This window comes from Bacillus aerolatus (assembly GCF_009183655.1).
In the GTDB taxonomy this organism is placed as follows: domain Bacteria; phylum Bacillota; class Bacilli; order Bacillales; family Domibacillaceae; genus Pseudobacillus; species Pseudobacillus aerolatus.
Map to the genome: position 1 here is coordinate 245,288 of NZ_WEIO01000002.1, position 24,905 is coordinate 270,192.

The 24,905-nt window shown below is 42.4% G+C and carries 28 protein-coding genes; all 28 read left to right on the forward strand.

Features of this window, described 5'->3' with window-relative positions; genetic code table 11:
* Positions 1–126 precede the first annotated feature (126 nt).
* The 28 genes from topA to flhB all read left to right on the forward strand — a co-directional run bounded on the left by topA (position 127) and on the right by flhB (position 24,890).
* Complete coding sequence (gene topA / locus F9802_RS04840) at positions 127–2,208, forward strand: type I DNA topoisomerase (protein WP_152150026.1); 2,082 nt, start codon at positions 127–129, stop codon at positions 2,206–2,208.
* A 127-nt stretch (positions 2,209–2,335) separates the two neighbouring features.
* A complete protein-coding gene (gene trmFO, locus F9802_RS04845) occupies positions 2,336–3,640 on the forward strand; it encodes an FADH(2)-oxidizing methylenetetrahydrofolate--tRNA-(uracil(54)-C(5))-methyltransferase TrmFO (RefSeq protein ID WP_152150027.1) in 1,305 nt (434 codons plus the stop codon).
* Between the two features lie 60 nt (positions 3,641–3,700).
* A complete protein-coding gene (gene xerC, locus F9802_RS04850; protein WP_152150028.1) occupies positions 3,701–4,603 on the forward strand; it encodes a tyrosine recombinase XerC in 903 nt (300 codons plus the stop codon).
* Between the two features lie 17 nt (positions 4,604–4,620).
* The gene (gene hslV / locus F9802_RS04855; protein WP_152150029.1) at positions 4,621–5,166 is read left to right on the forward strand and encodes an ATP-dependent protease subunit HslV; all 546 of its coding nucleotides are present in this window, start codon (positions 4,621–4,623) and stop codon (positions 5,164–5,166) included.
* A gap of 13 nt (positions 5,167–5,179) precedes the next feature.
* A complete protein-coding gene (gene hslU / locus F9802_RS04860; protein WP_152150030.1) occupies positions 5,180–6,592 on the forward strand; it encodes an HslU--HslV peptidase ATPase subunit in 1,413 nt (470 codons plus the stop codon).
* A gap of 117 nt (positions 6,593–6,709) precedes the next feature.
* Complete coding sequence (gene codY / locus F9802_RS04865) at positions 6,710–7,489, forward strand: GTP-sensing pleiotropic transcriptional regulator CodY (protein WP_152150031.1); 780 nt, start codon at positions 6,710–6,712, stop codon at positions 7,487–7,489.
* 382 nt (positions 7,490–7,871) lie between these two features.
* A complete protein-coding gene (gene flgB / locus F9802_RS04870; RefSeq protein WP_152150032.1) occupies positions 7,872–8,264 on the forward strand; it encodes a flagellar basal body rod protein FlgB in 393 nt (130 codons plus the stop codon).
* A gap of 1 nt (position 8,265) precedes the next feature.
* Positions 8,266–8,724 (forward strand): flagellar basal body rod protein FlgC, encoded by a 459-nt coding sequence (gene flgC / locus F9802_RS04875; RefSeq protein WP_152150033.1) that lies wholly within the window; start codon positions 8,266–8,268, stop codon positions 8,722–8,724.
* Positions 8,725–8,737: 13 nt separating this feature from the next.
* Positions 8,738–9,046, forward strand: coding sequence for a flagellar hook-basal body complex protein FliE (gene fliE, locus F9802_RS04880; RefSeq protein ID WP_152150034.1), 309 nt, complete (start codon positions 8,738–8,740; stop codon positions 9,044–9,046).
* A 68-nt stretch (positions 9,047–9,114) separates the two neighbouring features.
* Positions 9,115–10,707 carry a flagellar basal-body MS-ring/collar protein FliF gene (gene fliF, locus F9802_RS04885; RefSeq protein WP_152150035.1) on the forward strand — a complete coding sequence of 531 codons (1,593 nt, stop codon included), beginning with the start codon at positions 9,115–9,117 and terminating at the stop codon, positions 10,705–10,707.
* A 58-nt stretch (positions 10,708–10,765) separates the two neighbouring features.
* Positions 10,766–11,779, forward strand: coding sequence for a flagellar motor switch protein FliG (gene fliG, locus F9802_RS04890; RefSeq protein ID WP_152150036.1), 1,014 nt, complete (start codon positions 10,766–10,768; stop codon positions 11,777–11,779).
* On the forward strand, positions 11,772–12,554 hold the full coding sequence (gene fliH, locus F9802_RS04895; RefSeq protein WP_191991762.1) for a flagellar assembly protein FliH: 783 nt from the start codon (positions 11,772–11,774) through the stop codon (positions 12,552–12,554). The genes fliG and fliH overlap by 8 nt, the downstream gene beginning before the upstream one ends.
* Positions 12,551–13,873 (forward strand): flagellar protein export ATPase FliI, encoded by a 1,323-nt coding sequence (fliI, locus tag F9802_RS04900; protein WP_152150038.1) that lies wholly within the window; start codon positions 12,551–12,553, stop codon positions 13,871–13,873. Before fliH ends, fliI begins: the two co-directional genes overlap by 4 nt.
* Positions 13,874–13,875: 2 nt before the next feature.
* Complete coding sequence (fliJ, locus tag F9802_RS04905) at positions 13,876–14,319, forward strand: flagellar export protein FliJ (RefSeq protein ID WP_152150039.1); 444 nt, start codon at positions 13,876–13,878, stop codon at positions 14,317–14,319.
* A 9-nt stretch (positions 14,320–14,328) separates the two neighbouring features.
* Positions 14,329–14,946 (forward strand): MotE family protein, encoded by a 618-nt coding sequence (locus tag F9802_RS04910; RefSeq protein ID WP_191991763.1) that lies wholly within the window; start codon positions 14,329–14,331, stop codon positions 14,944–14,946.
* Between the two features lie 52 nt (positions 14,947–14,998).
* Positions 14,999–16,441, forward strand: coding sequence for a flagellar hook-length control protein FliK (locus tag F9802_RS04915; protein ID WP_191991764.1), 1,443 nt, complete (start codon positions 14,999–15,001; stop codon positions 16,439–16,441).
* Between the two features lie 8 nt (positions 16,442–16,449).
* Positions 16,450–17,088: a flagellar hook assembly protein FlgD gene (gene flgD, locus F9802_RS04920; RefSeq protein WP_152150042.1), complete on the forward strand. Its 639-nt coding sequence runs from the start codon at positions 16,450–16,452 to the stop codon at positions 17,086–17,088.
* 164 nt (positions 17,089–17,252) lie between these two features.
* Positions 17,253–18,032 (forward strand): flagellar basal body rod protein FlgG, encoded by a 780-nt coding sequence (flgG, locus tag F9802_RS04925; protein ID WP_152150043.1) that lies wholly within the window; start codon positions 17,253–17,255, stop codon positions 18,030–18,032.
* Positions 18,033–18,095: 63 nt separating this feature from the next.
* Positions 18,096–18,317, forward strand: coding sequence for a flagellar FlbD family protein (locus tag F9802_RS04930; RefSeq protein ID WP_152150284.1), 222 nt, complete (start codon positions 18,096–18,098; stop codon positions 18,315–18,317).
* On the forward strand, positions 18,307–18,759 hold the full coding sequence (gene fliL, locus F9802_RS04935; protein WP_152150044.1) for a flagellar basal body-associated protein FliL: 453 nt from the start codon (positions 18,307–18,309) through the stop codon (positions 18,757–18,759). Before F9802_RS04930 ends, fliL begins: the two co-directional genes overlap by 11 nt.
* A 32-nt stretch (positions 18,760–18,791) precedes the next feature.
* On the forward strand, positions 18,792–19,793 hold the full coding sequence (fliM, locus tag F9802_RS04940) for a flagellar motor switch protein FliM (protein ID WP_152150045.1): 1,002 nt from the start codon (positions 18,792–18,794) through the stop codon (positions 19,791–19,793).
* Positions 19,786–20,997, forward strand: a complete 1,212-nt coding sequence (gene fliY, locus F9802_RS04945) for a flagellar motor switch phosphatase FliY (RefSeq protein ID WP_152150046.1) — start codon at positions 19,786–19,788, stop codon at positions 20,995–20,997. Before fliM ends, fliY begins: the two co-directional genes overlap by 8 nt.
* A gap of 22 nt (positions 20,998–21,019) precedes the next feature.
* Positions 21,020–21,382: a response regulator gene (locus tag F9802_RS04950; RefSeq protein ID WP_152150047.1), complete on the forward strand. Its 363-nt coding sequence runs from the start codon at positions 21,020–21,022 to the stop codon at positions 21,380–21,382.
* 19 nt (positions 21,383–21,401) lie between these two features.
* The gene (locus F9802_RS04955) at positions 21,402–22,085 is read left to right on the forward strand and encodes a flagellar biosynthetic protein FliO (RefSeq protein ID WP_152150048.1); all 684 of its coding nucleotides are present in this window, start codon (positions 21,402–21,404) and stop codon (positions 22,083–22,085) included.
* Positions 22,078–22,743, forward strand: a complete 666-nt coding sequence (fliP, locus tag F9802_RS04960) for a flagellar type III secretion system pore protein FliP (protein WP_152150049.1) — start codon at positions 22,078–22,080, stop codon at positions 22,741–22,743. Before F9802_RS04955 ends, fliP begins: the two co-directional genes overlap by 8 nt.
* Before the next feature lie 12 nt (positions 22,744–22,755).
* Positions 22,756–23,025, forward strand: coding sequence for a flagellar biosynthesis protein FliQ (fliQ, locus tag F9802_RS04965; RefSeq protein ID WP_152150050.1), 270 nt, complete (start codon positions 22,756–22,758; stop codon positions 23,023–23,025).
* Positions 23,026–23,029: 4 nt separating this feature from the next.
* Positions 23,030–23,806 carry a flagellar biosynthetic protein FliR gene (fliR, locus tag F9802_RS04970; protein WP_152150051.1) on the forward strand — a complete coding sequence of 259 codons (777 nt, stop codon included), beginning with the start codon at positions 23,030–23,032 and terminating at the stop codon, positions 23,804–23,806.
* Position 23,807: 1 nt separating this feature from the next.
* A complete protein-coding gene (gene flhB / locus F9802_RS04975) occupies positions 23,808–24,890 on the forward strand; it encodes a flagellar biosynthesis protein FlhB (protein ID WP_152150052.1) in 1,083 nt (360 codons plus the stop codon).
* The last annotated feature ends 15 nt before the right edge of the window (positions 24,891–24,905 follow it).

A 24,905-nucleotide genomic window follows, 5' to 3' on the forward strand; every position in this document is an offset into this window, starting at 1 on the left:
AATATATAATCGAACAGAGAAAAAACAAATAGAGAAACATGGAGTCATTTGATTGACAAGTGTCATCGAACCGGCTAATAATGTTTGTTATATCTATTTATTTTCACCTCTAGGGGAGGTTTATGCATGTCGGAGTTCTTAGTAATAGTGGAGTCCCCTGCAAAAGCGAAAACAATTGAGCGTTATTTGGGGAAGAAATATAAAGTGAAAGCATCCATGGGCCATGTGCGCGATTTGCCTAAAAGCCAGATGGGTGTCGATATAGAAAACAGGTACGAACCGAAATATATTACGATCCGTGGAAAAGGGCCAGTGCTGAAAGAAATAAAAACAGCGGCAAAAAAAGCAAAAAAGATCTACCTTGCAGCTGACCCCGACAGAGAAGGAGAAGCAATTGCCTGGCATTTAGCCCACAGTCTTGATCTTGATATATCATCAGATTGCCGCGTTGTATTTAATGAAATTACGAAAGATGCGATTAAAGAATCGTTCAAACATCCAAGGCCGATTAATATGGACCTTGTCGATGCACAGCAGGCGCGCCGCATTCTCGACAGGCTTGTCGGCTACAATATCAGTCCTCTTCTTTGGAAGAAAGTGAAAAAAGGACTTAGTGCCGGCAGGGTCCAGTCCGTTGCTTTACGGCTGATTATTGACCGAGAGAAAGAAATCAACAACTTTACACCGGAAGAATACTGGACAATTGAAGCACAATTTTTAAAAGGAACGAGTTCGTTCCAGGCGTCTTTTTACGGAAAAAGCGGAAAGAAAGTTGCGTTAAAATCCGAAGAAGAAGTGAAAGAGGTTCTTGCAGCTATTAAAGGTAACGAGTTTGAGCTTGCCAGCGTGACAAAGAAAGAGCGCAGAAGAAACCCGGCGCCGCCATTCACTACTTCTTCCCTTCAGCAGGAAGCCGCCCGCAAGCTGAACTTCCGGGCAAAGAAAACGATGATGCTTGCCCAGCAGTTGTATGAAGGAATTGAGCTTGGCAAAAAAGAAGGAACGGTCGGCTTAATTACGTATATGAGAACGGATTCTACGAGAATTTCAGACGTCGCTCAAAAAGAAGCATTTGAATTTATTGAATCCACTCATGGCAAAGAGTACACAAAAAAAGTAGAAGAGAAAAAAGATAAAAAGCAATCGAAGGCGCAAGATGCTCATGAAGCGATCCGGCCAACGAGCGTGCTGAAAGAACCTGGTGCGTTAAAAGAGTTTTTATCGCGGGATCAACTGCGGCTGTATAAACTCATATGGGAACGCTTCCTTGCGAGCCAGATGTCACCTGCTGTTATGGATACGGTCAGTGCTGATCTTGTGAACGGAGACATTACTTTCCGGGCGACAGGTTCAAAAGTAAAATTCCAAGGGTTTATGAAAGTGTATGTTGAAGGTTCAGATGACGCGCAGGAAGAAAAAGAAAAGCAGCTCCCTAACCTTGAAAAAGGCGATAAAGTGAGGTCAGAAACGATTGATCCGAAGCAGCATTTTACTCAGCCTCCGCCCCGCTATACAGAGGCCCGGCTCGTCAAAACCCTCGAAGAACTCGGTATTGGCCGTCCGTCCACATTTGCTCCTACTTTAGATACGATTCAAAAGCGCGGCTACGTCGCTCTCGATAACAAACGGTTTATTCCAACCGAGCTCGGTGAGATTGTCCATGAACTGATGGCGGAATTTTTCTCGGACGTGATCGATGTGGAATTCACGGCGAAAATGGAGAAAGATCTAGACAGCGTTGAAGACGGACAAGTAGAGTGGGTTGAAGTCATCGATGAATTTTACAAGGGATTTGAAAAGCATTTAGTGAAAGCCGAAGAAGAGATGGAGCAAATCGAAATTAAAGATGAGCCTGCCGGTGAAGATTGTGAAAACTGCGGCAATCCAATGGTGTTCAAAATGGGGCGCTACGGAAAGTTCATGGCTTGCAGCAATTTTCCGGACTGCCGAAACACAAAAGCTATCGTGAAAGAAATCGGCGTGAAATGTCCGAATTGTAAGGAAGGTAATATAATAGAAAGAAAAAGTAAAAAACGACGAATCTTTTACGGATGTGACCGCTTCCCGGAATGCGATTTCTTATCGTGGGATAAGCCGATTGAGCGAAAGTGTCCGAAATGTGAACAGTTGCTCGTTGAAAAGAAATTGAAAAAAGGTGTGCAGATTCAATGTATAGCGTGTGACTATAAAGAAGAAACACAACTGTAAAAGCGGATAGCTCCCGCTTTTTTTTATTTGTTTTAATACTTAAAGCTTTTTTTATGCGAACGTCTGTTGTACAATGCTTTAGGGATATAAATGTACGTACCACTATTCATTCAGGAGGTTAGGTAGAATGGAACCATTTGTTAATGTGATCGGAGCCGGCCTTGCCGGCAGTGAAGCGGCTTTTCAAATAGCTGAACGGGGCGTGAAAGTAAATCTATATGAAATGCGGCCGGTTAGACAAACGCCGGCTCACCATACAGATAAGTTTGCTGAACTCGTCTGCAGTAATTCTTTGCGGGCAAATGCGCTGACAAATGCTGTTGGTGTACTAAAAGAAGAAATGAGAAACTTGAATTCAGTCATTATTGCTGCTGCGGACCATTGTTCCGTTCCAGCAGGTGGAGCTCTTGCTGTTGACCGCCATGAATTCGCAGCTAATGTGACAGAGCGGGTGAAAAACCATCCAAATGTAACTGTATATAATGAAGAAGTAACAAACATTCCGGAAGGCATTACGATCATTGCTACCGGTCCGCTTACGAGTGAATCATTGTCGCAAAAATTAAAAGAGTTAACGGGTCAGGATTATTTATATTTTTACGATGCTGCCGCTCCTATTATTGAAAAAGACAGCATAGATATGAATAAGGCGTATTTAAAATCCCGTTATGATAAAGGCGAAGCTGCTTATCTGAACTGTCCAATGACAGAAGAAGAGTTTGATCGTTTCTATGAAGCACTCGTTGAAGCAGAAACGGTTCCGTTGAAAGAATTTGAAAAAGAAATCTTTTTTGAAGGGTGTATGCCGGTGGAGGTGCTGGCGAAGCGCGGAAAGAAAACGCTGCTATTCGGAGCGATGAAACCGGTGGGATTAGAAGATCCAAAAACAGGTAAAAGACCTCATGCAGTCGTGCAGCTGCGCCAAGATGATGCCGCGGGAACGCTTTACAACATCGTCGGCTTTCAGACACATTTAAAATGGGGGCCGCAAAAAGAAGTACTGCAGCTCATTCCTGGCCTCGAGCGAGCAGAAATTGTCCGTTACGGCGTTATGCACCGGAACACATTCATCAACTCGCCGAAAGTATTAAAGCCAACGTATCAGTTTAAAGATCGCAGCCACTTATTTTTTGCCGGCCAGATGACTGGTGTTGAAGGCTATGTAGAATCTGCTGCGAGCGGTTTAATTGCCGGATTGAATGCTGCGCGCCTTGCTTTAGGAGAAGAACCGGTGACTGTGCCGGCAGAAACAGCTATTGGCAGCATGGCCCACTACATTACAACAGCTAATGAAAAGAATTTTCAGCCGATGAATGCGAACTTTGGTTTATTTCCTGATCTTCCGGTTAAAATTAAAAATAAGAAAGAAAGATATGAAGCGCACGCTGAACGGGCGTTGGAAACAATTCAAACTTTTGTGAAAAGTTTGTAAACTTTCTTGCAAGGGCTACTTGAGTATGATAGTATTTAGTAGCCCTAATGAGGTGTTCATATGTCAAAACTTTTCAATAACTATTTGCAATCTTTTATTCAGTATTTACAAATCGAAAAACATTATTCGAATTATACAATACAGTTTTATCACTATGATATTGAAGAGTTTTTCAAGTTCACTAGTGAACAAAGTCTAAAAAAGCTGGATGACATTCAATATTTTGATGTCCGCTTGTATTTAACGACTCTGCATGAAAAACAAATGTCCCGGTCGACCATCGCTAGAAGGATTTCAAGTTTGCGCAGCTTTTTTCGTTTTTTAGCTAGAGAAAATGTGATAACAGTCAATCCTTTTTCGCTTGTACAGCAGCCGAAAGGAGCAAAGAAGCTCCCCTCTTTTTTTTATGAAGAAGAGATGGAAGAGCTTTTTGCTGTGTGTGAAGGAGAAGAGCCTTTAAAAATCCGCAACAAAGCCATGTTGGAATTATTGTATGCAACCGGCATTCGTGTGAGCGAATGTACAGGAATTGAATTGAAGCATATTGATTTTGATCTTTCCGTGTTACTTGTAAAAGGAAAAGGGAATAAAGAGCGGTATGTACCTTTCGGCAGCTTTGCCCACGAGGCAATAGAGCGATACATAGCAACCGCGAGAAACTTCTTAATGAAGTCCGCAGACAACCACACTATCTTATTTGTTAATCATCGAGGCAGCCCGCTGACACCGAGAGGCATCCGGCACATTTTAACCAAATTGATCGAGGAAGCTTCGCTGACAAGAAAAATTCACCCTCATATGCTGCGGCATACGTTCGCTACCCACTTATTGAACAACGGAGCGGATTTGAGGACGGTTCAGGAACTGCTTGGACATGAGCATCTTTCTTCTACACAAGTGTATACTCATGTGACGAAAGAACATTTGAGAAAGACGTATTTAACCCATCATCCCCGCGCGTAAAGGAGGAATTGAAATCTATGGAACAATTTCATGCAACAACGATCTTTGCGGTTCAGCATAAAGGCCGGTGCGCTATGTCCGGTGACGGGCAAGTAACATTCGGAAACGCAGTCGTTATGAAGCACACAGCCAAAAAAGTACGCAAATTGTTTAACGGCAAGGTACTTGCAGGTTTTGCCGGCTCTGTCGCTGATGCATTCACACTGTTTGAACTGTTTGAAAGCAGGCTGGAAGAATATAACGGTAATCTGCAGCGGGCGGCTGTGGAGCTAGCGAAAGAATGGCGTTCTGATAAAGTGCTGCGCCGGTTGGAAGCGATGCTTATTGTTATGAATCAATCAAATATTTTGCTGATTTCAGGAACAGGCGAAGTGATTGAACCTGACGATGGCATATTAGCGATCGGCTCCGGAGGGAATTTTGCTTTAGCAGCGGGACGTGCGCTAAAAACTTATTCAGGAGAGCATTTAACAGCAAGAGAAATTGCTGTGGCTGCTTTGGAAATTGCCGGAGAAATCTGTGTGTATACAAATAATCAAATTGTCGTGGAAGAATTGGAGTAAAGGAGTGAAAAGCATGGAGAAAAAATCACTGCAATTAACACCAAGACAAATTGTGGAGCGGCTTGACCAGTATATTGTCGGCCAAAAAGAGGCAAAGAAAGCCGTAGCTGTCGCGCTGCGCAACCGTTACCGCCGGAGTCTGTTAAGCGATCAAATTCGAGATGAAGTCATTCCTAAAAATATATTGATGATCGGACCGACAGGAGTTGGAAAGACTGAAATAGCCCGCCGCATTGCGAAGCTTTCAGGGGCGCCGTTTATTAAGGTAGAAGCAACGAAATTTACAGAAGTCGGCTATGTAGGACGGGATGTTGAGTCGATGGTGCGTGACCTGGCGGAAACATCCGTAAGAGTTGTTAAAGAAGAAAGAATGCAATCTGTACAAGAACCTGCAAGGGAAGCAGCCAATCGCCGGCTTGTCGAATTGTTTATTCCTGCTAAAAAGAAAACAAACAATATGAAAAATCCGTTTGAGATGCTGTTTGGCGGAAGTGGACAGGAGCAGCAAACAAATACCGAAGATTCTCATGAAGAAAATTCCATTCGTGAGCAGAGAAAGCTGGTTGCTGATAAACTTGAACGCGGCGATATGGAAGATGAAATCGTCACGATTGAAGTGGAAGAACAGCCGCCTTCGATGTTCGATATGTTCCAAGGCTCGGGCATGGAGCAAATGGGTATGAATATGCAGGATGCACTCGGCGGACTCTTGCCGAAGAAAACGAAAAAAAGAAAACTGACTGTAAGAGAAGCACGAGAAGTGTTAACAAACGAGGAAGCGCAAAAGCTGATTGATATGGACGATGTGACACAAGAAGCCGTCAGGCGGGCAGAGCAAACGGGCATTATTTTTATTGATGAAATTGACAAAGTGGCTGCCAAAGGAGCAGCATCTTCATCAGCAAGTGTTTCAAGAGAAGGTGTGCAGCGGGATATTTTACCAATTGTGGAAGGTTCAACAATCATGACGAAATATGGCTCAGTAAAAACAGATTATGTCTTGTTTATCGCAGCAGGTGCCTTTCATATGTCGAAACCATCCGACCTCATTCCGGAGCTGCAAGGGCGCTTTCCTATTCGTGTGGAATTGCAGAAACTGTCTGTAGAAGACTTTGTCCGTATCCTCATAGAGCCGGATAACGCATTAATAAAACAATATGTGGCTTTATTGGAAACAGAAGGTATACAAATTGAATTTTCTGACGATGCTATTAAACGAATAGCAGAAATTGCCTTTGAAGTGAATCAAAGCACAGATAATATTGGGGCGCGCCGTCTTCATACCATTATGGAAAAATTACTGGAAGATTTATCTTTTGAGGCACCTGACATTACGATGGAGAAAATTACGATCACACCGCAGTATGTGAATGAAAAATTAGAAGCGATTTCAGGCAATAAAGACTTAAGCCAGTTTATTTTATAATGTTTGAAACACGTTTTTTAAAGGGTAAAGCTGTAAGTAGTGCAACAATTTTTAATAATAAAAAACTAGAACATTGATCGGCTATAGATAAACCAGTCATTGTAGGAGGATTTAATCATGAATTTGTTAGAAAAAACGAGAAAAATTAATAAGATGTTACAAAATGCGGCAGGTAAATCTGTGAACTTTAAAGAAATGGCGGAATCACTATCTGAAGTAATTGAAGCAAATATCTTCGTTGTCAGCCGTCGCGGAAAATTGCTTGGCTTTGGCGTCAATCAGCAAATTGAAAACGATCGAATGAAAAAAATGCTTGCTGACCGTCAATTTCCTGAAGAATATACAAATAACTTATTTAATATTGAAGAAACGTCACCTAACTTGGATGTTGACAGTGAATACACTGCCTTCCCGGTCGAAAATAAAGAACTGTTTAAAAAAGGTTTTACAACAATCGTTCCGATTAAAGGAGCAGGTGAACGCCTCGGTACACTCGTACTCGCCCGTGTTGAAGAAAAATTCCACGATGAGGACTTAATCTTGGCGGAATACGGAGCAACTGTAGTCGGCATGGAGATTCTTCGTGAAAAGACAGAAGAAATTGAGGAAGAAGCAAGAAGCAAAGCTGTCGTACAAATGGCTATCAGTTCTCTTTCATATAGTGAGCTGGAAGCCATTGAGCACATTTTCGAAGAACTGGACGGGAAAGAAGGCCTGCTCGTTGCTTCGAAAATCGCTGATCGTGTAGGTATTACGCGTTCTGTCATTGTAAATGCCTTGCGCAAGCTGGAAAGTGCCGGTGTAATTGAGTCTCGTTCCCTAGGAATGAAAGGCACTTATATTAAAGTGTTAAATGATAAATTCTTGATGGAATTGGAAAAATTAAAATCAAGCTAACTAAATCCTTAGAAAACCGCCTGTATTCGACAGGCGGTTTTTTTATTTTCTTTCAAAAAAATATGATCTTTGTCATTTGTTCCTTCCATAAGTTTGTGATCAAATATGTAGTGAATGTTTCCATATGCCGCATTATATGGTTATATATGCCCACCTTTGTCATTTATGTTAAGTTTATGGCATATTTTTATTAATAATGTAATTTTTGATTAATTTTACATGAAAATTATGTTATAGTTTCTATCGTAAGTTTTAAAAATATTGCCGAATAGTGCTAAAGATGTTTCCATTTTAAAAAAAGTGGAAATATCATGAAAAAATGTTTCAAACAGAGCGATTTAGAGTAAATATTTAATAATGTTGTTTGACGGAGTGATAATAAATGAAGATTTTTTCAGATTCATTCAGTAGTATCGAAAAAGGGCTTAATTATTCTGCTTTAAAACAAAAAACGATTGCTAACAATATTGCCAATGCCGATACACCGAATTATAAATCAAAAGATGTTAGTTTTAAAAAAGTGTTTGACGAAACGCTGGCAAACGAACTGGCTGCCTACCGCACGGACTCCCGCCATTTTTCTTTTCGTTCAAACGAAAGCGACCCTGCTGTCGTTACGAGTCGCGATCTTTCTTTTAATCAAAATGGAAATAGCGTCGATATAGATAAAGAAATGTCGAATCTTGCAACAAATCAGATTTATTATAACGCTTTAACAGACCGGATGAGCGGCAAATTCAATTCGCTGACTAATGTGATTAAAGGAGGAAGATAAGATGTCGATGTTTCATAGCATGAACATTACTTCATCCGCTTTAACTGCCCAGCGTCTGCGCATGGATGTCGTCTCTTCCAATATGGCTAATATGGAATCCACGCGTGCCCGCCAAGTAAATGGTGAATGGCAGCCGTATCAGCGGAAATCTGTCGTTCTGCAGCCGAAACAAGGAGAATTTTCTTCGTTTTTGAATCAAGCGATTAGCCGCCAAAACGACGGTGCGGGGAATGGAGTGAAGGTCACAAAGATTGTAGAAGACGATCTCACTCCTTTTAAAAGGGTATACGATCCCACGCATCCAGATGCGAATGAAGAAGGCTATGTACAAATGCCGAATGTCGATCCATTAAGAGAAATGGTGGACTTAATGGCAGCTACCCGTTCTTATGAAGCAAATGTAACTGTGTTTAATGCGTCAAAATCCATGATGATGAAGGCGCTCGAGATTGGTAAGTAAAGGAGATAATTAAATGGCTATTCAACCGATTCAAGGTGCTTCACCGTTTTTGAAAACAGAAATGACAGAAACAAAGCAAGCTGTGACACCAAATGAAGCACAGCAAAATTTCGCCAGCTTTTTGAAAGAGTCATTGAATGGAGTCAGCCAGGCACAAGCAAAATCAGCTGACATGACGAATAAATTAATACTTGGTGAAAACGTTGATCTTCACCAAGTATTAATTGCCGGTCAAAAAGCGAGCGTGACGATGCAATTAACGATGGAAGTGCGCAATAAAGCAGTGGAAGCCTATCAGGAAATCATGAGAATGCAAATGTAAGCAAGAAACAGGGAGATGGAAAAACGAACACCCTTTTTACTTAGCAGCAACTTAACCGGGGGATTGTAATGAACGAGACTATACGCCAACAATTAACGAGAATAAGAGAATACTGGAACAGCCGGACGAGAAGGCAAAAAATGATGGGAGTCGGCGCTTTTTTGCTGTTCGTAACAGTCCTTACCGCTCTTGTCTTAATGGCGACAAGAGAGACGATGGTGCCGCTTTACAGCGACCTTTCCCCAACTGAAGCAGGAGCAATCAAAGAAAACTTGGATGGCCGGGGAATAAGCTACGAAATCGCTGATGGAGGAACCGGAATATTAGTGCCTGCAGAAGCAGTAGATTCATTGAAAGTGGATTTAGCTGCAGAAGGCCTGCCAAAGTCGGGCAGTATTGATTATAGCTTTTTCAGTGAAAATGCTGGTTTTGGTATGACTGACAATGAATTCAACATTTTGAAACTCGATGCGATGCAAACAGAACTGGCTCAGCTAATGACGGGCATTGAGGGAGTAAAAGATGCAAAAGTCATGATCAATCTTCCGGAAAAAGATGTATTTGTGAAAGAAGACGGGGAACAGGCATCCGCTTCTGTCGTATTGAATACGGAAGCAGGCTACCAATTCGATGAAAAGCAAATTAAGTCGCTTTATCATCTCGTTTCCAAAAGCGTCCCCAACTTGCCTGCCGATAATATTGTTATTATGAATCAAAACTTTGAGTACTATGACAGGCAAAGTGACGGCGGCTCTTTATCTGGGAATGGCATGGTTCAGCAAATGGAGATCAAGAAAAAAATTGAGCGGGATATTCAGCGCCAAATTCAAAACATGCTTGGCACATTGATGGGACAAGATAAAGTCGTCGCATCTGTCACCGCCGATATAGACTTTACCCAGGAAAATAGAGAAGAAAACCTTGTTACTCCTGTTGATGAAGAGAACATGGAAGGCATTCAAATCAGCGCCCAGCGGATTACGGAAACCTTTACAGGGGACGGGGCAGCGGCAGGCGGCCTTCCTCAGGCGGAAGATCCGGCAGATGCAGAAGGCTCCACTTATATGGAAGGGGCGGGCGGCTCAGGTGATTATGAACGTTCGGAAGAAACCATCAATAATGAAGTGAACCGCATTCGCAAAAAAATCACTGAGAGTCCTTACAAAGTGCGTGATTTAGGCATTCAAGTCATGGTCGAGCCGCCGACGGCTAATGATCCGGACTCTTTGCCTCAAGAACGCATAGATGATATACAGCAAATGCTTGGTACGATCGTTCGTACTTCGATTGATAAAGATTATAATCAAGAATTAACTGATCAAGCAGTGGAAGAAAAAATTGCGGTCTCCGTCCAGCCATTTAATGGAAAAGTGGAGTTTGATGAAGAAAAGCCATCTGTTTTACCGTGGTGGGCTTATGTCATCGGCGCTATCATGCTTGCCGTCATTGGACTATTAGTCTTCTTGATTCTTCGCGCCAGACGCAGGGCGGAAGAGGAAGAAGAATTTGAAGAAGAAATCATGCAGGCGGCAGAGTCGATTGCCGACATAAATGAAGTGGAAACGGAAGCGACTGTCCGCAGAAAGCAACTGGAAAAAATGGCAAAAGAAAAACCTGAGGAATTTGCGAAATTGGTCCGTTCCTGGTTATCAGAAGATTAGAAGCATTGAAATAGCCGTTTGTACGTAAATGACTATGTTTGAATAGGGGAATGTGAAAATGGTCGTTAGAGAGAAAAAGTTAACAGGAAAACAAAAAGCCGCCATTCTACTTATTTCTCTCGGTCCAGATGTATCCGCTTCTGTGTATAAACATTTATCGGAAGAGGAGATTGAGCGGCTCACTCTGGAAATTTCGGGAGTAAAGAAAGTTGACGCCGAGGCAAAAGAAGAAGTATTTGAAGAGTTTCATAATATCGCACTAGCTCAGGATTATATTACACAAGGCGGAATCGGCTATGCTAAGACAGTCCTTGAAAAGGCTCTTGGCAAAGACCAGGCTCAAAATATTATTAACAGGCTTACCTCTTCCTTGCAGGTTAGACCGTTTGACTTCGCGCGCAGGGCAGAAGCGAGTCAAATTTTAAACTTCATCCAAAATGAACACCCGCAAACGATCGCTTTAATTTTGTCCTATTTGGATCCGCAGCAAGCCGGCCAAATTCTTTCTGAACTGCCGCAAGATGTGCAGGCAGACATTGCACGGAGAATTGCCATTATGGACAGCACGTCTCCTGAAATTATTAATGAAGTAGAAGCAATCCTTGAACGGAAGCTGAGTGCAACCGTAACACAAGATTATACACAGACAGGCGGCGTGGAAGCGGTCGTGGAAGTGTTAAACGGAGTAGACCGTGCTACTGAGAAAACTATTTTAGATGCTCTTGAAATTCAAGATCCAGAACTCGCGGAAGAAATTAAAAAGCGGATGTTCGTCTTTGAAGACATCGTTACATTGGATAACCGTTCGATCCAGCGTGTCATTCGTGATTGTGAAAATGAAGACTTACTGCTGTCGTTAAAAGTTTCCAGTGAAGAAGTAAAAAATGTTGTTTTCCGCAATATATCTACACGGATGGTGGAAACATTTAAGGAAGAAATGGAATTTATGGGTCCTGTCCGTCTGCGTGACGTGGAAGAAGCGCAGTCGCGTATCGTAAGTACGATCCGCAGACTCGAGGAAGCTGGTGAAATTATTATCGCCCGTGGCGGGGGAGATGACATTATTGTCTAGAATAATTAAATCCCATCGAACAGAAAGCAATCGAGAAGCGGATAAAACAATAAAAATAAAAACTTTTTATCCTCCGGTTCAATTATCGGGTAATGAAGAGGCAGTGCCTGTTCAATCCGCTTATTTTGAAGAAGAAAAAATAAAGATCATTGAAGAGGCGGAGGCCGATGCCCGCTCCATAATTGAACAGGCAGAACGGCGCCGCCGCGAAATAGAGCAGGAAATAGAACATCAAAAACAAGCGTGGGGAGCGGAGAAACAGGCATTAGCCGAACAGGCGTATGAAGAAGGATTCAGTACCGGAAGTGAGCAGGGATATAAAGCAGGCTACAACGATTATGTGGAGCTGATTGAGACGGCGAAAGAAACAGTAGAATGTTCCAAAAAAGAATATGAAACAAACGTCCAGCGTGCTGATAAAACCATTTTAGATTTAGCGGTTAAATCAGCTGAAAAAATAATTGGCCAGCAGCTGAAAGAAAACGAATATGTTTTTCTTACGATGATTAAACAGGCATTAAAAGATATGCCCGACCAAAAGGAAATTCAAATTCACGTTCACCCCGCCCATTATTCGCTCGTTGTCGATCAAAAAGAAGAAATTGAAGCGATGTTTCCGGTTGATACTCTTTGCTATATTTATCCGAACGAAAAACTTGAAGAAGATGGCTGCTTTATTGAAACGAAACAGGGGCGAATTGATGTTGGTCTCGACAGTCAGCTGCAGCAACTGCGCAAGCAACTATTTGAACTCCTTGAAGGTGAAGAAAATTGAAATTATCCAAACTCGCTCAAAAAATTGCCAGCCTGGATACGTTTAAGCGCTATGGCCGGATAAAAAGAGTGGTCGGTTTAATGATTGAATCACAAGGACCGGAAGCATCCATTGGCGATGTTTGTGTTATTTACCCGAATGGATCTGCTAAAGACAAAGCGATTCGCGCGGAAGTAATTGGCTTTAAAGACGAAATGGTCGTTTTAATGCCTTACGCTGACATTAGTGATATTTCACCTGGAAGTCTCGTGGAGTCATTAGGTCATCCGCTTGCCATTAAAGTAGGTCCTTCATTGATTGGGAAAGTTGTTGATTCGATGGGGGAGCCGATGGATGGGTCTTCCCTATCAAAAACTCTTACATCCGTTGGTACAGAGCAAAGTCCGCCGAACCCTCTCAGCCGGCCGCCAATCAGCGACCGGCTCGAAGTAGGAGTCCGGGCGATTGACAGCATGCTGACTGTCGGCAAAGGCCAGCGGATTGGCATTTTTGCAGGAAGCGGCGTTGGCAAAAGTACGCTGCTAGGCATGATTGCCCGCAATACAAAAGCAGACTTGAATGTCATCGCTTTAATTGGTGAGCGGGGCAGGGAAGTAAGAGAATTTATTGAAAGAGATCTTGGACCGGAAGGGCGTTCACGTTCTATCGTCGTTGCCGCTACATCTGATCAGCCGGCCTTAATGAGAATCAAAGGAGCATTTACAGCGACAGCGATTGCCGAGTATTTCAGGGACAAAGGTTTAAACGTTATGCTCATGATGGACTCCGTTACAAGGGTGGCCATGGCACAGCGGGAAGTGGGCCTTGCGGTCGGCGAACCGCCGGCAACGAAAGGGTATACTCCTTCGGTCTTTGCTATTATGCCGAAGCTCTTGGAACGCACAGGCACGAATGATTTCGGCACGATAACGGCTTTTTATACTGTGCTTGTAGACGGCGATGATATGAATGAACCGATTGCCGATGCAGTCAGAGGCATACTGGACGGGCATATCGTCCTTGACCGCGCCCTTGCCAACAAAGGTCAATATCCGGCGATCAATGTATTAAAAAGCGTCAGCCGATTAATGAGTCATCTGGCGTCAGAAGAACATAAGCAAGCAGCCATTCATGTCAGGGATATGATGAGCACGTATTTGAATTCCGAAGACTTGATCAATATCGGCGCGTATAAAAAAGGCTCGTCCGCAGAGATTGATCGTGCGATTGAATACTACCCTAAAATCATTTCTTATTTAAAACAGCGGACAGATGAAAAGGTATCACTGGAAGAAAGTGTGGCGTCTCTTATTCAGTTAGCTGAAAAAGGAGAGTGGTAAGCATGGCGTACAATTATAAATTCCAAAAAATATTGCAGTTAAAAGAGCGGGAAAAAGAAGAAACACAAACCATTTATAATGAAGCGTTAAAGAACTTCGAAGAAGCTGCCGAAAAACTGTATTCTCTTTTAAAGAGAAAAGAAGGTTTAATCGATTTTCAAGAAACGAAAATGGTCAGCGGTTTTTCCATTCATGAAATCCAACACTATCAACTGTTCGTCTCCAACCTTGAGCAAACAATCAACTACCAGCAGCAAGTCGTCATCAATGCCCGCAGCCAAATGCAATGGTGTGAGCAGCAGTTAAGAGAAAAAAATATAGAAGTGAAAAAATATGAAAAAATGAAAGAAAAAGATTTTGAACGCTTTAAAGAAAGTCTGTTAATAGATGAAAACAAACAAATGGATGAAATTTCAGCCATTCAATTCATGAACCGCGGAAAATAGGTGATGGTCTTGGCAAAGAAAAAGAAAACAGAATACGTGGAAATGGAAGAAGAAAAAGGGTACAGCGTGTTTCAATGGATTCTTTTTGTTCTCGTAATTCCATTGCTGTTTGCGATCACCATTGCGTTAATCGTTATGACGGTCGCCGGCGTAAATATCTTCGAAAAAGCAAAAGAGCTTGGGGGAAATCTGCCGGTCATTTCGGATATGATGGACAGCGGCTCCTCAGCGAAAGATGGCCAAACAGATAAAGAGAAAGTGGTTTCCCTGCAGGCGGAAATAAAGAACAAAGAAGCAAAGGTCGAACAGCTTGAAAAAAAATTAGAATCATCCGATAAAGAAATCGAGGAACTGTTAACAGAAAAAGACCGGTTAGAAGTAGAAATAGAGAAGCTGAAAAAACAAGAAGAAACGACCGTTACAGAAGATAAACAAGATAATAAACTAATCAACACGTATGAATCGATGTCTTCGAAAAATATCGCTAACATTTTAGTGAATTTAACCGATAATGAAGCTGTACAGATATTATCGGAAATGAGCACGGAGAAGCAGGCCGATATTTTGGAAAAACTTCCTCCGGAAACAGCTGCCAAATATACGAAATTACTTTCCAGCGCTTCCTAGTGAAGCGGAAGCAGCTGGTGATTATAGAAAAAGCAAGGGGATGGCAAGGATCATGGTGCAAGTAGTAAACGCGCTCTCAACCCGGGCAAACATCAAGCAGGAGCCTGCAAAACAGCAGACAGCGTCCACCTCGGATTTCAAAGCTGTTCTTAGCAGGCAAAGCAGCCAGCTGGTTCAAGAAACAATATCTAGTCCGGTACAGGAGAGAATAGCACTTGAAAAACAAATAGCAGAGTCAGTGAGTCTGGAAGGCATGCGCGATATACCGGAAGCTGTCAAAAAGATTGTAAGAGAATGGATGGCAGACGGAAAAATGCCTTCATTTGAAGAGCTTGCTGCTTTTCTTGGAATAAGTGTTGAACAGCTGCAGCGCAGTATAAAAAAACTAAGTGAACAGCTTACCGCTTTGATCAACGCAGAGAAAGTGGCTGCCACCATCCAACCGCTCAATGTTCTTACTGGCATAGATGCAAATGAGTGGGGAAAAGTTACAGACGAACTTTTTTTGCAGCTAAGTGATTCTTCTGGAATGAATGGAACAAATGAAACAACAGAAAAAACACCAATTGAAGAACTGTTGCCTTCAGCTGAAAAGGCAGAAGAAATAGAAGTGGATCATTTATTACAAGCAATTCAGCTATTGGCTGCTGTGCCTCAACAAGAGTGGGTGAAACTTGATGAAAAAACTGTACAAACAGTTATGCAAGCCGGAAAGCTTTGGGGATTGTTTGGCGAGCACGCGGATATGAACGTAAAAGAAGTGCCGCTGCAAACAGTATTAAAAGACATGATGAAAGACATTGCAGACAAGCTGGGCAGATTATTGTCTCAGCCGCAGTCAGACAGCCGGGCAGCGATTTTACAAAAAGCTTTTCATAACTTTCTGCAACCTGCAGCGGCCGGGCCTAGACTTAAGCTCGCAAATAATACCGAAACCTTTCTGCAAGGAGCAGCCGCTGAACAAACAGCTCCTCCTTCAGCGCCAGGAAAAGAAACCACCGTACAGTTACAGCCATTTTTTCATCCGCTCGGCCGGACGGAAGCGTTCTCGATGACAGTACAGACAACTCCGCGTCCAATGAATATGGAACAGTTTATGGAAAAGTTTTCGCAAATTCTTGGAAACTCAAACTTGATGAAACTGCCGAACGGAGCGAAGTTGCTGCTCAGACTTTACCCGGAGCAGCTTGGCAGTTTGCGCATTGAACTACTTCAGCAAAACGGCGTAATGACGGCTAAAATTCTTTCCTCGACATCGATGGTGAAAGATTTGCTTGAACAGAACATGAGTAGCTTGAAGCATGCTTTCAACCAGCAAAGTATATCAGTAGATAAAATCGAACTCACATACAATCAAGCGGAACCGCAAAAATTTGATCGCCAGCAGCAGCAGCAATCCCGTCAGCAACAGCCGCAAGCGCAGGCTGAAACAACTGAAACAGATGACCAACCAGCAGAAGACTTTAAAGATCTACTAATCAATATGGAGGTTTAAAAAAGCCCATGGCAAAAATAGACCCGAGTTTATACTTAGCAAATAACCAACAACAGCCGAAGACGGGAAATAGTGCACTTGGAAAAGATGAATTTTTAAAGATTTTAATGACGCAGCTGCAAAACCAGGACCCGTTGAGTCCGATGGAAGACAAGGACTTTATTGCGCAAATGGCGACCTTTTCTTCGCTTGAACAAATGACGAATATGGCGACCTCTTTTGATAAATTTCTGCAAATGCAGCAATCTTCACAAATGATCAGCTACAACTCATTTGTCGGCAAAGAAGTGACATGGCACAAAATTGTGGAAAACAGTGGCCCGAATGCGGAACCGGTTGTCCAGCAAGGAACAGGCACGATCACTTCCATCCAATTTAAAGAAAACGGTGTTCAATTTGTCATGGCGGACGGTACAATTCTTGAACCCGCCAATATTTCAGAGGTAAAAGGCGGCGGCTCATCCGGCAACAGTCATTCGCTCGTCGATGCCAGCCATTTGATTGGACACAAAGTCACCTGGAGTAAAGATGGGGTCGAACAAAATGGCACCGTCCAGTCCGTTTCGATGAAAGACGGGTCTGTTTGGCTCCAACTCGATAAAGGCGAAAAAATCAGCACCTCTTCACTAATAAAAATTGAAAAATAATAGCTGAATTATTTTGGCTGAAACTATTAAACTTCACAAAAAAGACCTAATTATAACGGCACCATAACCGATATTAATGTAGAAACAAAAGAATGGATCCTTCACAGAAAGACAAGGGGCCGAACCTTCTAAATCAGGCCCATTCGAAAGGGGAAAAATAATAAATGTTACGTTCAATGTACTCAGGAATCAGTGGAATGAAAGGCTTTCAAAATAAATTAGACGTCATCGGCAACAACATCGCAAACGTAAACACATTCGGCTTCAAAAAAGGCCGCGTGACGTTTAAAGATATGGTTAGTCAGCAAGTTTCAGGGGCTAGTGCACCTGGGGATACGCGGGGTGGAACTAATCCGAAACAAGTAGGACTTGGCAGCCAATTGGGTGCAATAGATACTATTCATACACAGGGAAGTTTACAAACAACCACACGTACTCTTGACCTGTCTATTTCTGGAGATGGCTTTTTTCAAGTGAAAGATGGAGATAATACTCTTTACACGAGAGCAGGAAACCTTTATTTAGACAAAGATGGAGATTTAGTTAATAGTGATGGTTTAAGAATAGAGCCTTCTATTAATATCCCTTCCACTGCTAAAAGTATTAGTATCGGCTCTAATGGCACAGTAAATTATGTGGATGAAGATGGGGAATTAACAGAAGCAGGAATAATTGAAATTGCCAAGTTTCCAAATCCAGATGGCTTAGAGAAAGTTGGAAATAATCTGTTTGAGGAAACGACTAATTCGGGAATAGCGTCATCTGAGAATCCTGGCGAAAACGGAGCTGGTACAATCGTCTCCGGCACACTTGAAATGTCCAATGTCGATCTTTCCGAAGAGTTTACGGAAATGATCGTAGCACAGCGGGGGTTCCAGGCGAATACGCGTATTATTACGACGTCGGATGAGATTTTACAAGAACTAGTAAACTTGAAACGTTAATGACTGATTGATAAACAAAGGGGGTGTCAGGACTGGAGCTGCCGCTTCAGTCCTGTAATGTTATTGATTATTGTGACGAGGTTAAACGGCAAGCCTTTTTCGTTGAATGCTCTTTATATTGAGACGATCGAGAGCTTCCCGGATACGACGATTACGCTTTCGAACGGGAAAAAGTATCTCGTCCGCGAAACGGAATCGGAAGTAAGGAAGCAGATGGAGGAGTTTTATCGTCGGGTACACATATTAGGAAAAATGGAACGAGGAGAGATGGAGAATGGAGACTGAAGCGAAGTCTGCGAAAGGTACAAACAAGCTGCTGACAATTATGCTCGTGATGCTGACGGTTATTTTACTAACAGGTACAGCAGCTATCGTTGTGATTTTAAAGTCCTCTAACGAAGGCAGTGCCCATGCGCCCAGTATTGATGAGGTGATTGAATCGTCCGTCGATATTCCGGAAATGACAACGAATCTCGCATCCGATGACTATATCCGCATCTCGTTTAAAATTCAGACAGACAGCAAAAAAGCGAAGGAAGAAATGACTAAGCGTGACTTCCAGGCGAAGAACATTATTATTGAACAGTTATCTGAACTGAAATCCACTGACTTGCAAGGGAAAAAAGGAAAAGAACAATTGACGAATCAGCTGAGAACACAGTTGAATGAAATTATGCAGGATGGCAAGGTTCTTGACGTTTATATCACCTCTTATATTATTCAATAATAAGTGATAATCTAATTGACGGAGGTGACAGCATGCCAGGAGAGGTTTTATCGCAAAACGAAATAGATGCCCTGTTGTCCGCTTTATCAACAGGAGAAATGGACGCTGAAGAACTGAAAAAAGAAGAGCAGGAGAAAAAAGTAAAAGTTTACGATTTTAAGAGGGCGCTTCGGTTTTCAAAAGACCAAATCCGTAGTTTAACGAGGATGCATGATAACTTCGCTCGGATATTAACGACCTTTTTCTCAGCACAGCTTCGGACGTTCGTCCAAATTTCAGTCGTATCCACCGATCAAATTCCTTATGAAGAATTTATCCGCTCCATTCCAAATATGACCGTTTTAAATGTATTCGAAGTGCCGCCGCTCGACGGCCGTATTCTAATGGAAGTAAATCCGAATATTGCTTACGCTATTTTGGACAGGCTGCTTGGAGGACGCGGAGCAAGCGTGAACAATGTCGATGGCCTAACGGAAATAGAGACAAAGATTATGTCAAACGTATTTGAACGTTCTTTTGAAAATTACCGCGAAGCATGGGTCAACCTTGTAGATATCGATCCGCTTATGACGGACTTTGAAGTAAATCCTCAGTTTTTGCAGATGGTATCTCCGAATGAAACAGTTGTTGTGATATCATTAGATACGACAATTGGCGAAACGACGGGAATGATTAATATCTGTATTCCTCATGTTGTTTTAGAGCCGATTATCCCGAAACTTTCTGTCCATTATTGGATGCAAAATACGGATAAAAAAGAAAGAAAACCAGAAGAATTTGAGAATCTACAAAAACGCATACAAAAAGCGGAAGTTTCCGTTATTTCTGAACTCGGCGGTTCAAGTATTACAGTTGAAGACTTCCTGGCACTTTCCGTTGGGGATGTCATCGAACTAGAAAAGCGTATAGATGAGCCGTTGACTGTGAAAATTGGCGACATCCCAAAGTTCACGGCACAGCCGGGGAAAGTAAACAAAAAAATGGCCATCCAAATTTTAGATATTATAAAGGGGGGAGAGGAAGACCATGGGTGACGGTATGCTTTCACAAGAAGAAATCGATGCCTTGTTAAAAGGCACAGCCGATGACAATATCGAAATTGAAGAAATGAGTGATCCAGCTGCAGGAGGGACAGAACAATACTTAGATTCTTTTGAGCAAGATACGCTTGGTGAAATTGGTAACATTTCATTCGGCAGCTCTGCGACGGCACTTTCCAGTTTGTTAAATCAAAAAGTAGAAATTACAACTCCGACAGTCACTATTATTAATCGTAAAAACATAAAAGATGAATTCCCTTATCCATATGTAGCGATTGAAGTGGAATATACAGAAGGCTTTATGAGTGCAACGAACTTGCTTGTTATTAAACAAACAGATGCATCGATTATTGCCGATTTAATGCTCGGAGGCGACGGCACGAGCCCCGATCCAAATCTAGGTGAAATTCAACTTAGCGCGGTGCAGGAAGCGATGAATCAAATGATGGGTTCGGCTGCCACATCCATGTCAACTATTTTTAACAAACGGGTTGATATATCACCGCCTTCTATTGCGTTAATGGATTTAAATTTAGGGAAAGGTGAAGAGCCTTTACAAGAACAAGATTTGCTCGTCAAGATTTCTTTCCGTTTAACGATTGGCGATTTAATTGATTCGAATATTATGCAGCTTGTCCCGCTCGAGTTTGCGAAAGGGTTGGTTCATGAACTGATGAATCCGTCCGCCGAAACAGCAGCCGCAACTGAAGCACCTCAGCAGGCCCGGCCTGAGCCAATTCAAACGGCACAGACAAGCCAGCAGCCGCAACAACAGACAGCGCCAACCCAGGCGCCGCCCGCTCCGGCTGAAGAAGTGCTCCAGACTGGGCAACCAAACAACCAATCGGTGAATATTCCGGCTCAGCCACAGCCGATAGTCAACGTCCAGCCTGCTTCTTTTGCTTCATTTGAACAAGCAACGCTGCAGGAACATGAAGCGCAGAATTTGAACATGCTGTTAGATATCCCGCTGCAAGTGACCGTAGAGCTTGGCCGCACAAACCGATCTGTTAAAGATATTCTCGACTTGTCGGCAGGGTCAATTATTGAACTGGACAAACTCGCTGGAGAGCCGGTTGATATTCTTGTTAACAGCCGCTTAATTGCTAAAGGCGAAGTAGTCGTGATAGAAGAAAACTTTGGTGTACGGATTACGGATATTTTAAGCCAAAGTGACCGGCTGAAAAATTTAAATTAATTTATTTTGGGGGTTAGTGAAGATGGGAAACCGCATTTTAGTTGTAGATGATGCCGCATTTATGCGCATGATGATTAAAGATATTTTGTCTAAAAATGGCTTTGAAGTGGTCGGAGAAGCGGCTGACGGAGCCCAAGCTGTTGAAAAATATAAAGAACTGCAGCCGGACTTGGTGACGATGGACATTACCATGCCAGAGAAAGACGGAATTACCGCTTTGAAGGAAATTAAAGCAGACGATCCAAATGCTAAAATCATTATGTGTTCCGCTATGGGCCAGCAATCAATGGTAATTGACGCTATTCAGGCAGGAGCGAAAGACTTTATTGTGAAGCCATTCCAGCCTGACCGTGTCATTGAAGCAATCTCAAAAACATTAGCATAAGCTTAAGAAGGTGCGTTCTTTGATCAAACAACTTTTTAAGCCTTTCGCTTTCATCCTCTTCAGCATGGCTCTGTTTGCAGGCAATATATCTGTTGCGCAAGCAGAGCCATTTGATAATAATGTGAAAGACTGTTTGGAAAGCCCTGAGAAGTGTGGCCAGGAAACAGGACAGAAAGAGGATGAGCCGGGCGGCCAAAGTCAACAAATAGAAAAAGAAAGAGCGGTTGGCGTCACGTTCTGGGACTTTCTAAAAATGATAGGGGCACTTGCATTTGTACTTGCTCTTATTTATTTTTTACTGCGCTTTGTCAACCAGAAAAGCCGCTCCTATCAACAAACGAAACTGATTCAGCATTTGGGGGGATCGCCGCTTGGAGGCAATCGTTCGATCCAAATGGTAAAAGTCGGCGACCGCATATTAATTCTTGGTGTCGGTGAAGACATTCAACTTATAAAAGAAATTGATGATGAACAAGAACTCACTCGTTTTATTGACCATTACAGTGAGCAAATGGACCAAATGCTTCAGCCGCAAGACGTGATTACGAAACTGATCAGCAAGTGGAAAAGCAAAGAGACACCAACAGATGGAAAGCAGGACGAGTTTAAAAAAATGTTTGAAAGTAAATTGAGTGAGATGAAAAGATCCAGGAATCAAACCATTTCGAAGATGAGCAGCAAGGAGAAGAAACACGATGAATGAGTTTATGGAATTTTTTAATAACAGTTCTCCGGATAACGTTTCGACTTCCGTGAAACTTTTTCTCCTGCTGACCGTTTTGTCGCTGGCTCCGAGTATATTAATTTTAATGACTTGCTTTACGCGTATTATTATTGTGCTTTCATTCGTAAGATCTGCATTGGCAACCCAGCAAATGCCTCCGACACAAGTGCTGCTTGGGCTCGCTTTGTTTTTGACATTTTTTATAATGGCTCCCATCTTTCAAGAAATAAACGATGAGGCGCTGACTCCTTTATTTAATGAAGAAATTAATCTGGAGGAAGCGTATGACAAAGCGAGTCTGCCATTAAAAGAATTTATGAGTGAGCATACGAGACAGAAAGATTTAGAGCTGTTTTTAAATTATTCGGGTGCTGAACGGCCAAAAACAGTGGAAGATATTCCGATCACTTCACTAGTGCCGGCATTTGCCTTAAGTGAAATAAAAACAGCCTTTCAAATCGGCTTCATGATTTTCATTCCGTTTCTTGTCATTGATATGGTCGTTGCTAGTATTTTAATGTCAATGGGAATGATGATGCTTCCGCCGGTTATGATTTCACTGCCTTTTAAAATTTTGCTGTTTGTGCTCGTGGACGGCTGGTATTTAGTCATTCAATCTTTGCTGAAAAGCTTTTAAGTAGGTGGAACAATGAATTCAGAAATGGTCATCTCTTTAGCTGAGAAAGGTGTCTACACAACCATTATCATTTGCGGGCCGCTTCTTGTCGTCGCGCTTGTCGTCGGGCTTGCGGTCAGTATTTTTCAGGCAACTACGCAAATTCAGGAGCAGACACTTGCCTTTATTCCGAAGATCGTTGCTGTTTTAGTCGGCTTAATTTTCTTTGGCCCGTGGATGCTCAGCAAAATGCTTTCTTATACGCTGGACATATTTACGAATTTAACGAGATTTGTAGGTTGATTGAATGGAAGATATAGTACCTGATTTTTCCGTCTTATTATTAATGATCGTCCGCGTTTCCACATTTTTTATTACAATGCCGTTATTTTCTCACCGGACGATTCCAGCGATGCATCGAATTGGCTTCGCTGTCATGCTTTCCTGGACAATGTATTACACGATGGATGTATCACCGCTTGCGATCGATGGGGAATATTTTTTACTTATTTTAAAAGAAGCGCTTGTCGGCTTATTAATTGGCTTATCTGCTTATATGATGATAGCTGCCATTCAAATCGCCGGCGGATTGATTGACTTTCAGATGGGGTTTGCTATCGCCAATGTCATCGATCCGCAAACGGGAGCGCAAAGCCCTTTGATGGGGCAATACTTATACATGTTTTCGCTGTTGCTGCTGCTTGCTTTAAACGGCCATCACTTAATTTTGGACGGCATCTTTTATAGCTATCAGTACATTCCGATTGACCAGCTGACGCTGCATTTTGAAACTGGCGGTTTAGCTGAATATATGAGCCGCGCCTTCAGTGCGATGTTTTTAATCGCATTTCAAATGGCGATGCCGGTTGTCGCTACGCTATTTTTAGTCGATGTAGCATTGGGGATTGTTGCTAGAACTGTCCCACAGCTCAATATTTTCGTTGTCGGTTTCCCTCTTAAAATTGGTGTGGCCTTTATCGTTATGGTTGTCGTCATGGGAGTGATATTAACAGTAGTCCAACAGTTGTTTGAAATGATGCTGTATACGATGCGAAACGTGATGACATTGATGGGGGGAGCGTAATGTGGAAAAATTAAAGCTGGATCTCCAATTTTTTGCCGGAGAAAAGACTGAAAAAGCGACCCCCAAAAAAAAGCAGGACTCGCGTAAAAAAGGGCAAGTAGCAAAAAGTCAGGATGTGACGACAGCCATCAGCTTGCTGGCGCTGTTTGGCTTCTTATTTATCGGTGCTTCGTTTATGGGTACCGAAATTTTTCGTTTATTTCACCATTCGCTTCAATACTATCTTGTTATGCCGGTAACAGAAGCGAATTTGAAAGTAATTGTTTTTGAAATCATGGAGCAGCTTATTTATATACTAGGGCCCATTATGGTGGTTGCCCTATTAGCTGGAGTGGCAGCCAATTATTTGCAAGTCGGCTTTTTGCTGACTGGAGAACCCATTAAACCAAAGCTGGAGAAGTTGGATCCGATAAAGGGATTTAAACGGATTTTCGCTGTTAGAGCACTCGTGGAGCTGCTCAAGTCCATGTTGAAAATTACGTTTGTTGGTGCGGTTACTTTTTTCATTCTTTGGACCAATATTGAAGAAGTGCTGAAGCTTTCGTTTAAATCAATTGCCGACGCCCTGCAAACGGTTGGATCCTTAACTTTACAAATGGGAGCAGCGGCTTCCGGAGCGCTTCTCTTTTTGGCACTGCTTGATTATTTATACCAAAAATATGATTTCGAAAAAAGTATCCGAATGTCAAAGCAGGATATAAAAGATGAATACAAAAACATCGAAGGCGACCCGCTCATTAAATCAAAAATTAAACAACGCCAGCGGGAAATGGCTATGAGCCGAATGATGCAGGAAGTACCGCAGGCCGACGTCGTTATCACGAACCCGACTCATTATGCCATCGCTTTAAAGTACGATGAAGAGCAGTCAGATGCTCCGATTGTCGTCGCAAAAGGAGTGGATTATCTCGCTCAAAAGATCAAATATGTTGCGGGTGAAAATAAGGTGGAAGTGATTGAGAACCGGCCATTGGCAAGAGCGCTCTATGATCAAGCGGAAATTGGCCATCCGATTCCGGAAGAATTTTTTAAAGCGGTCGCCGAAATTTTAGCTTATGTGTACCGGTTGAAAAATAAATTGTAAGTTTTGTTGTTAGGA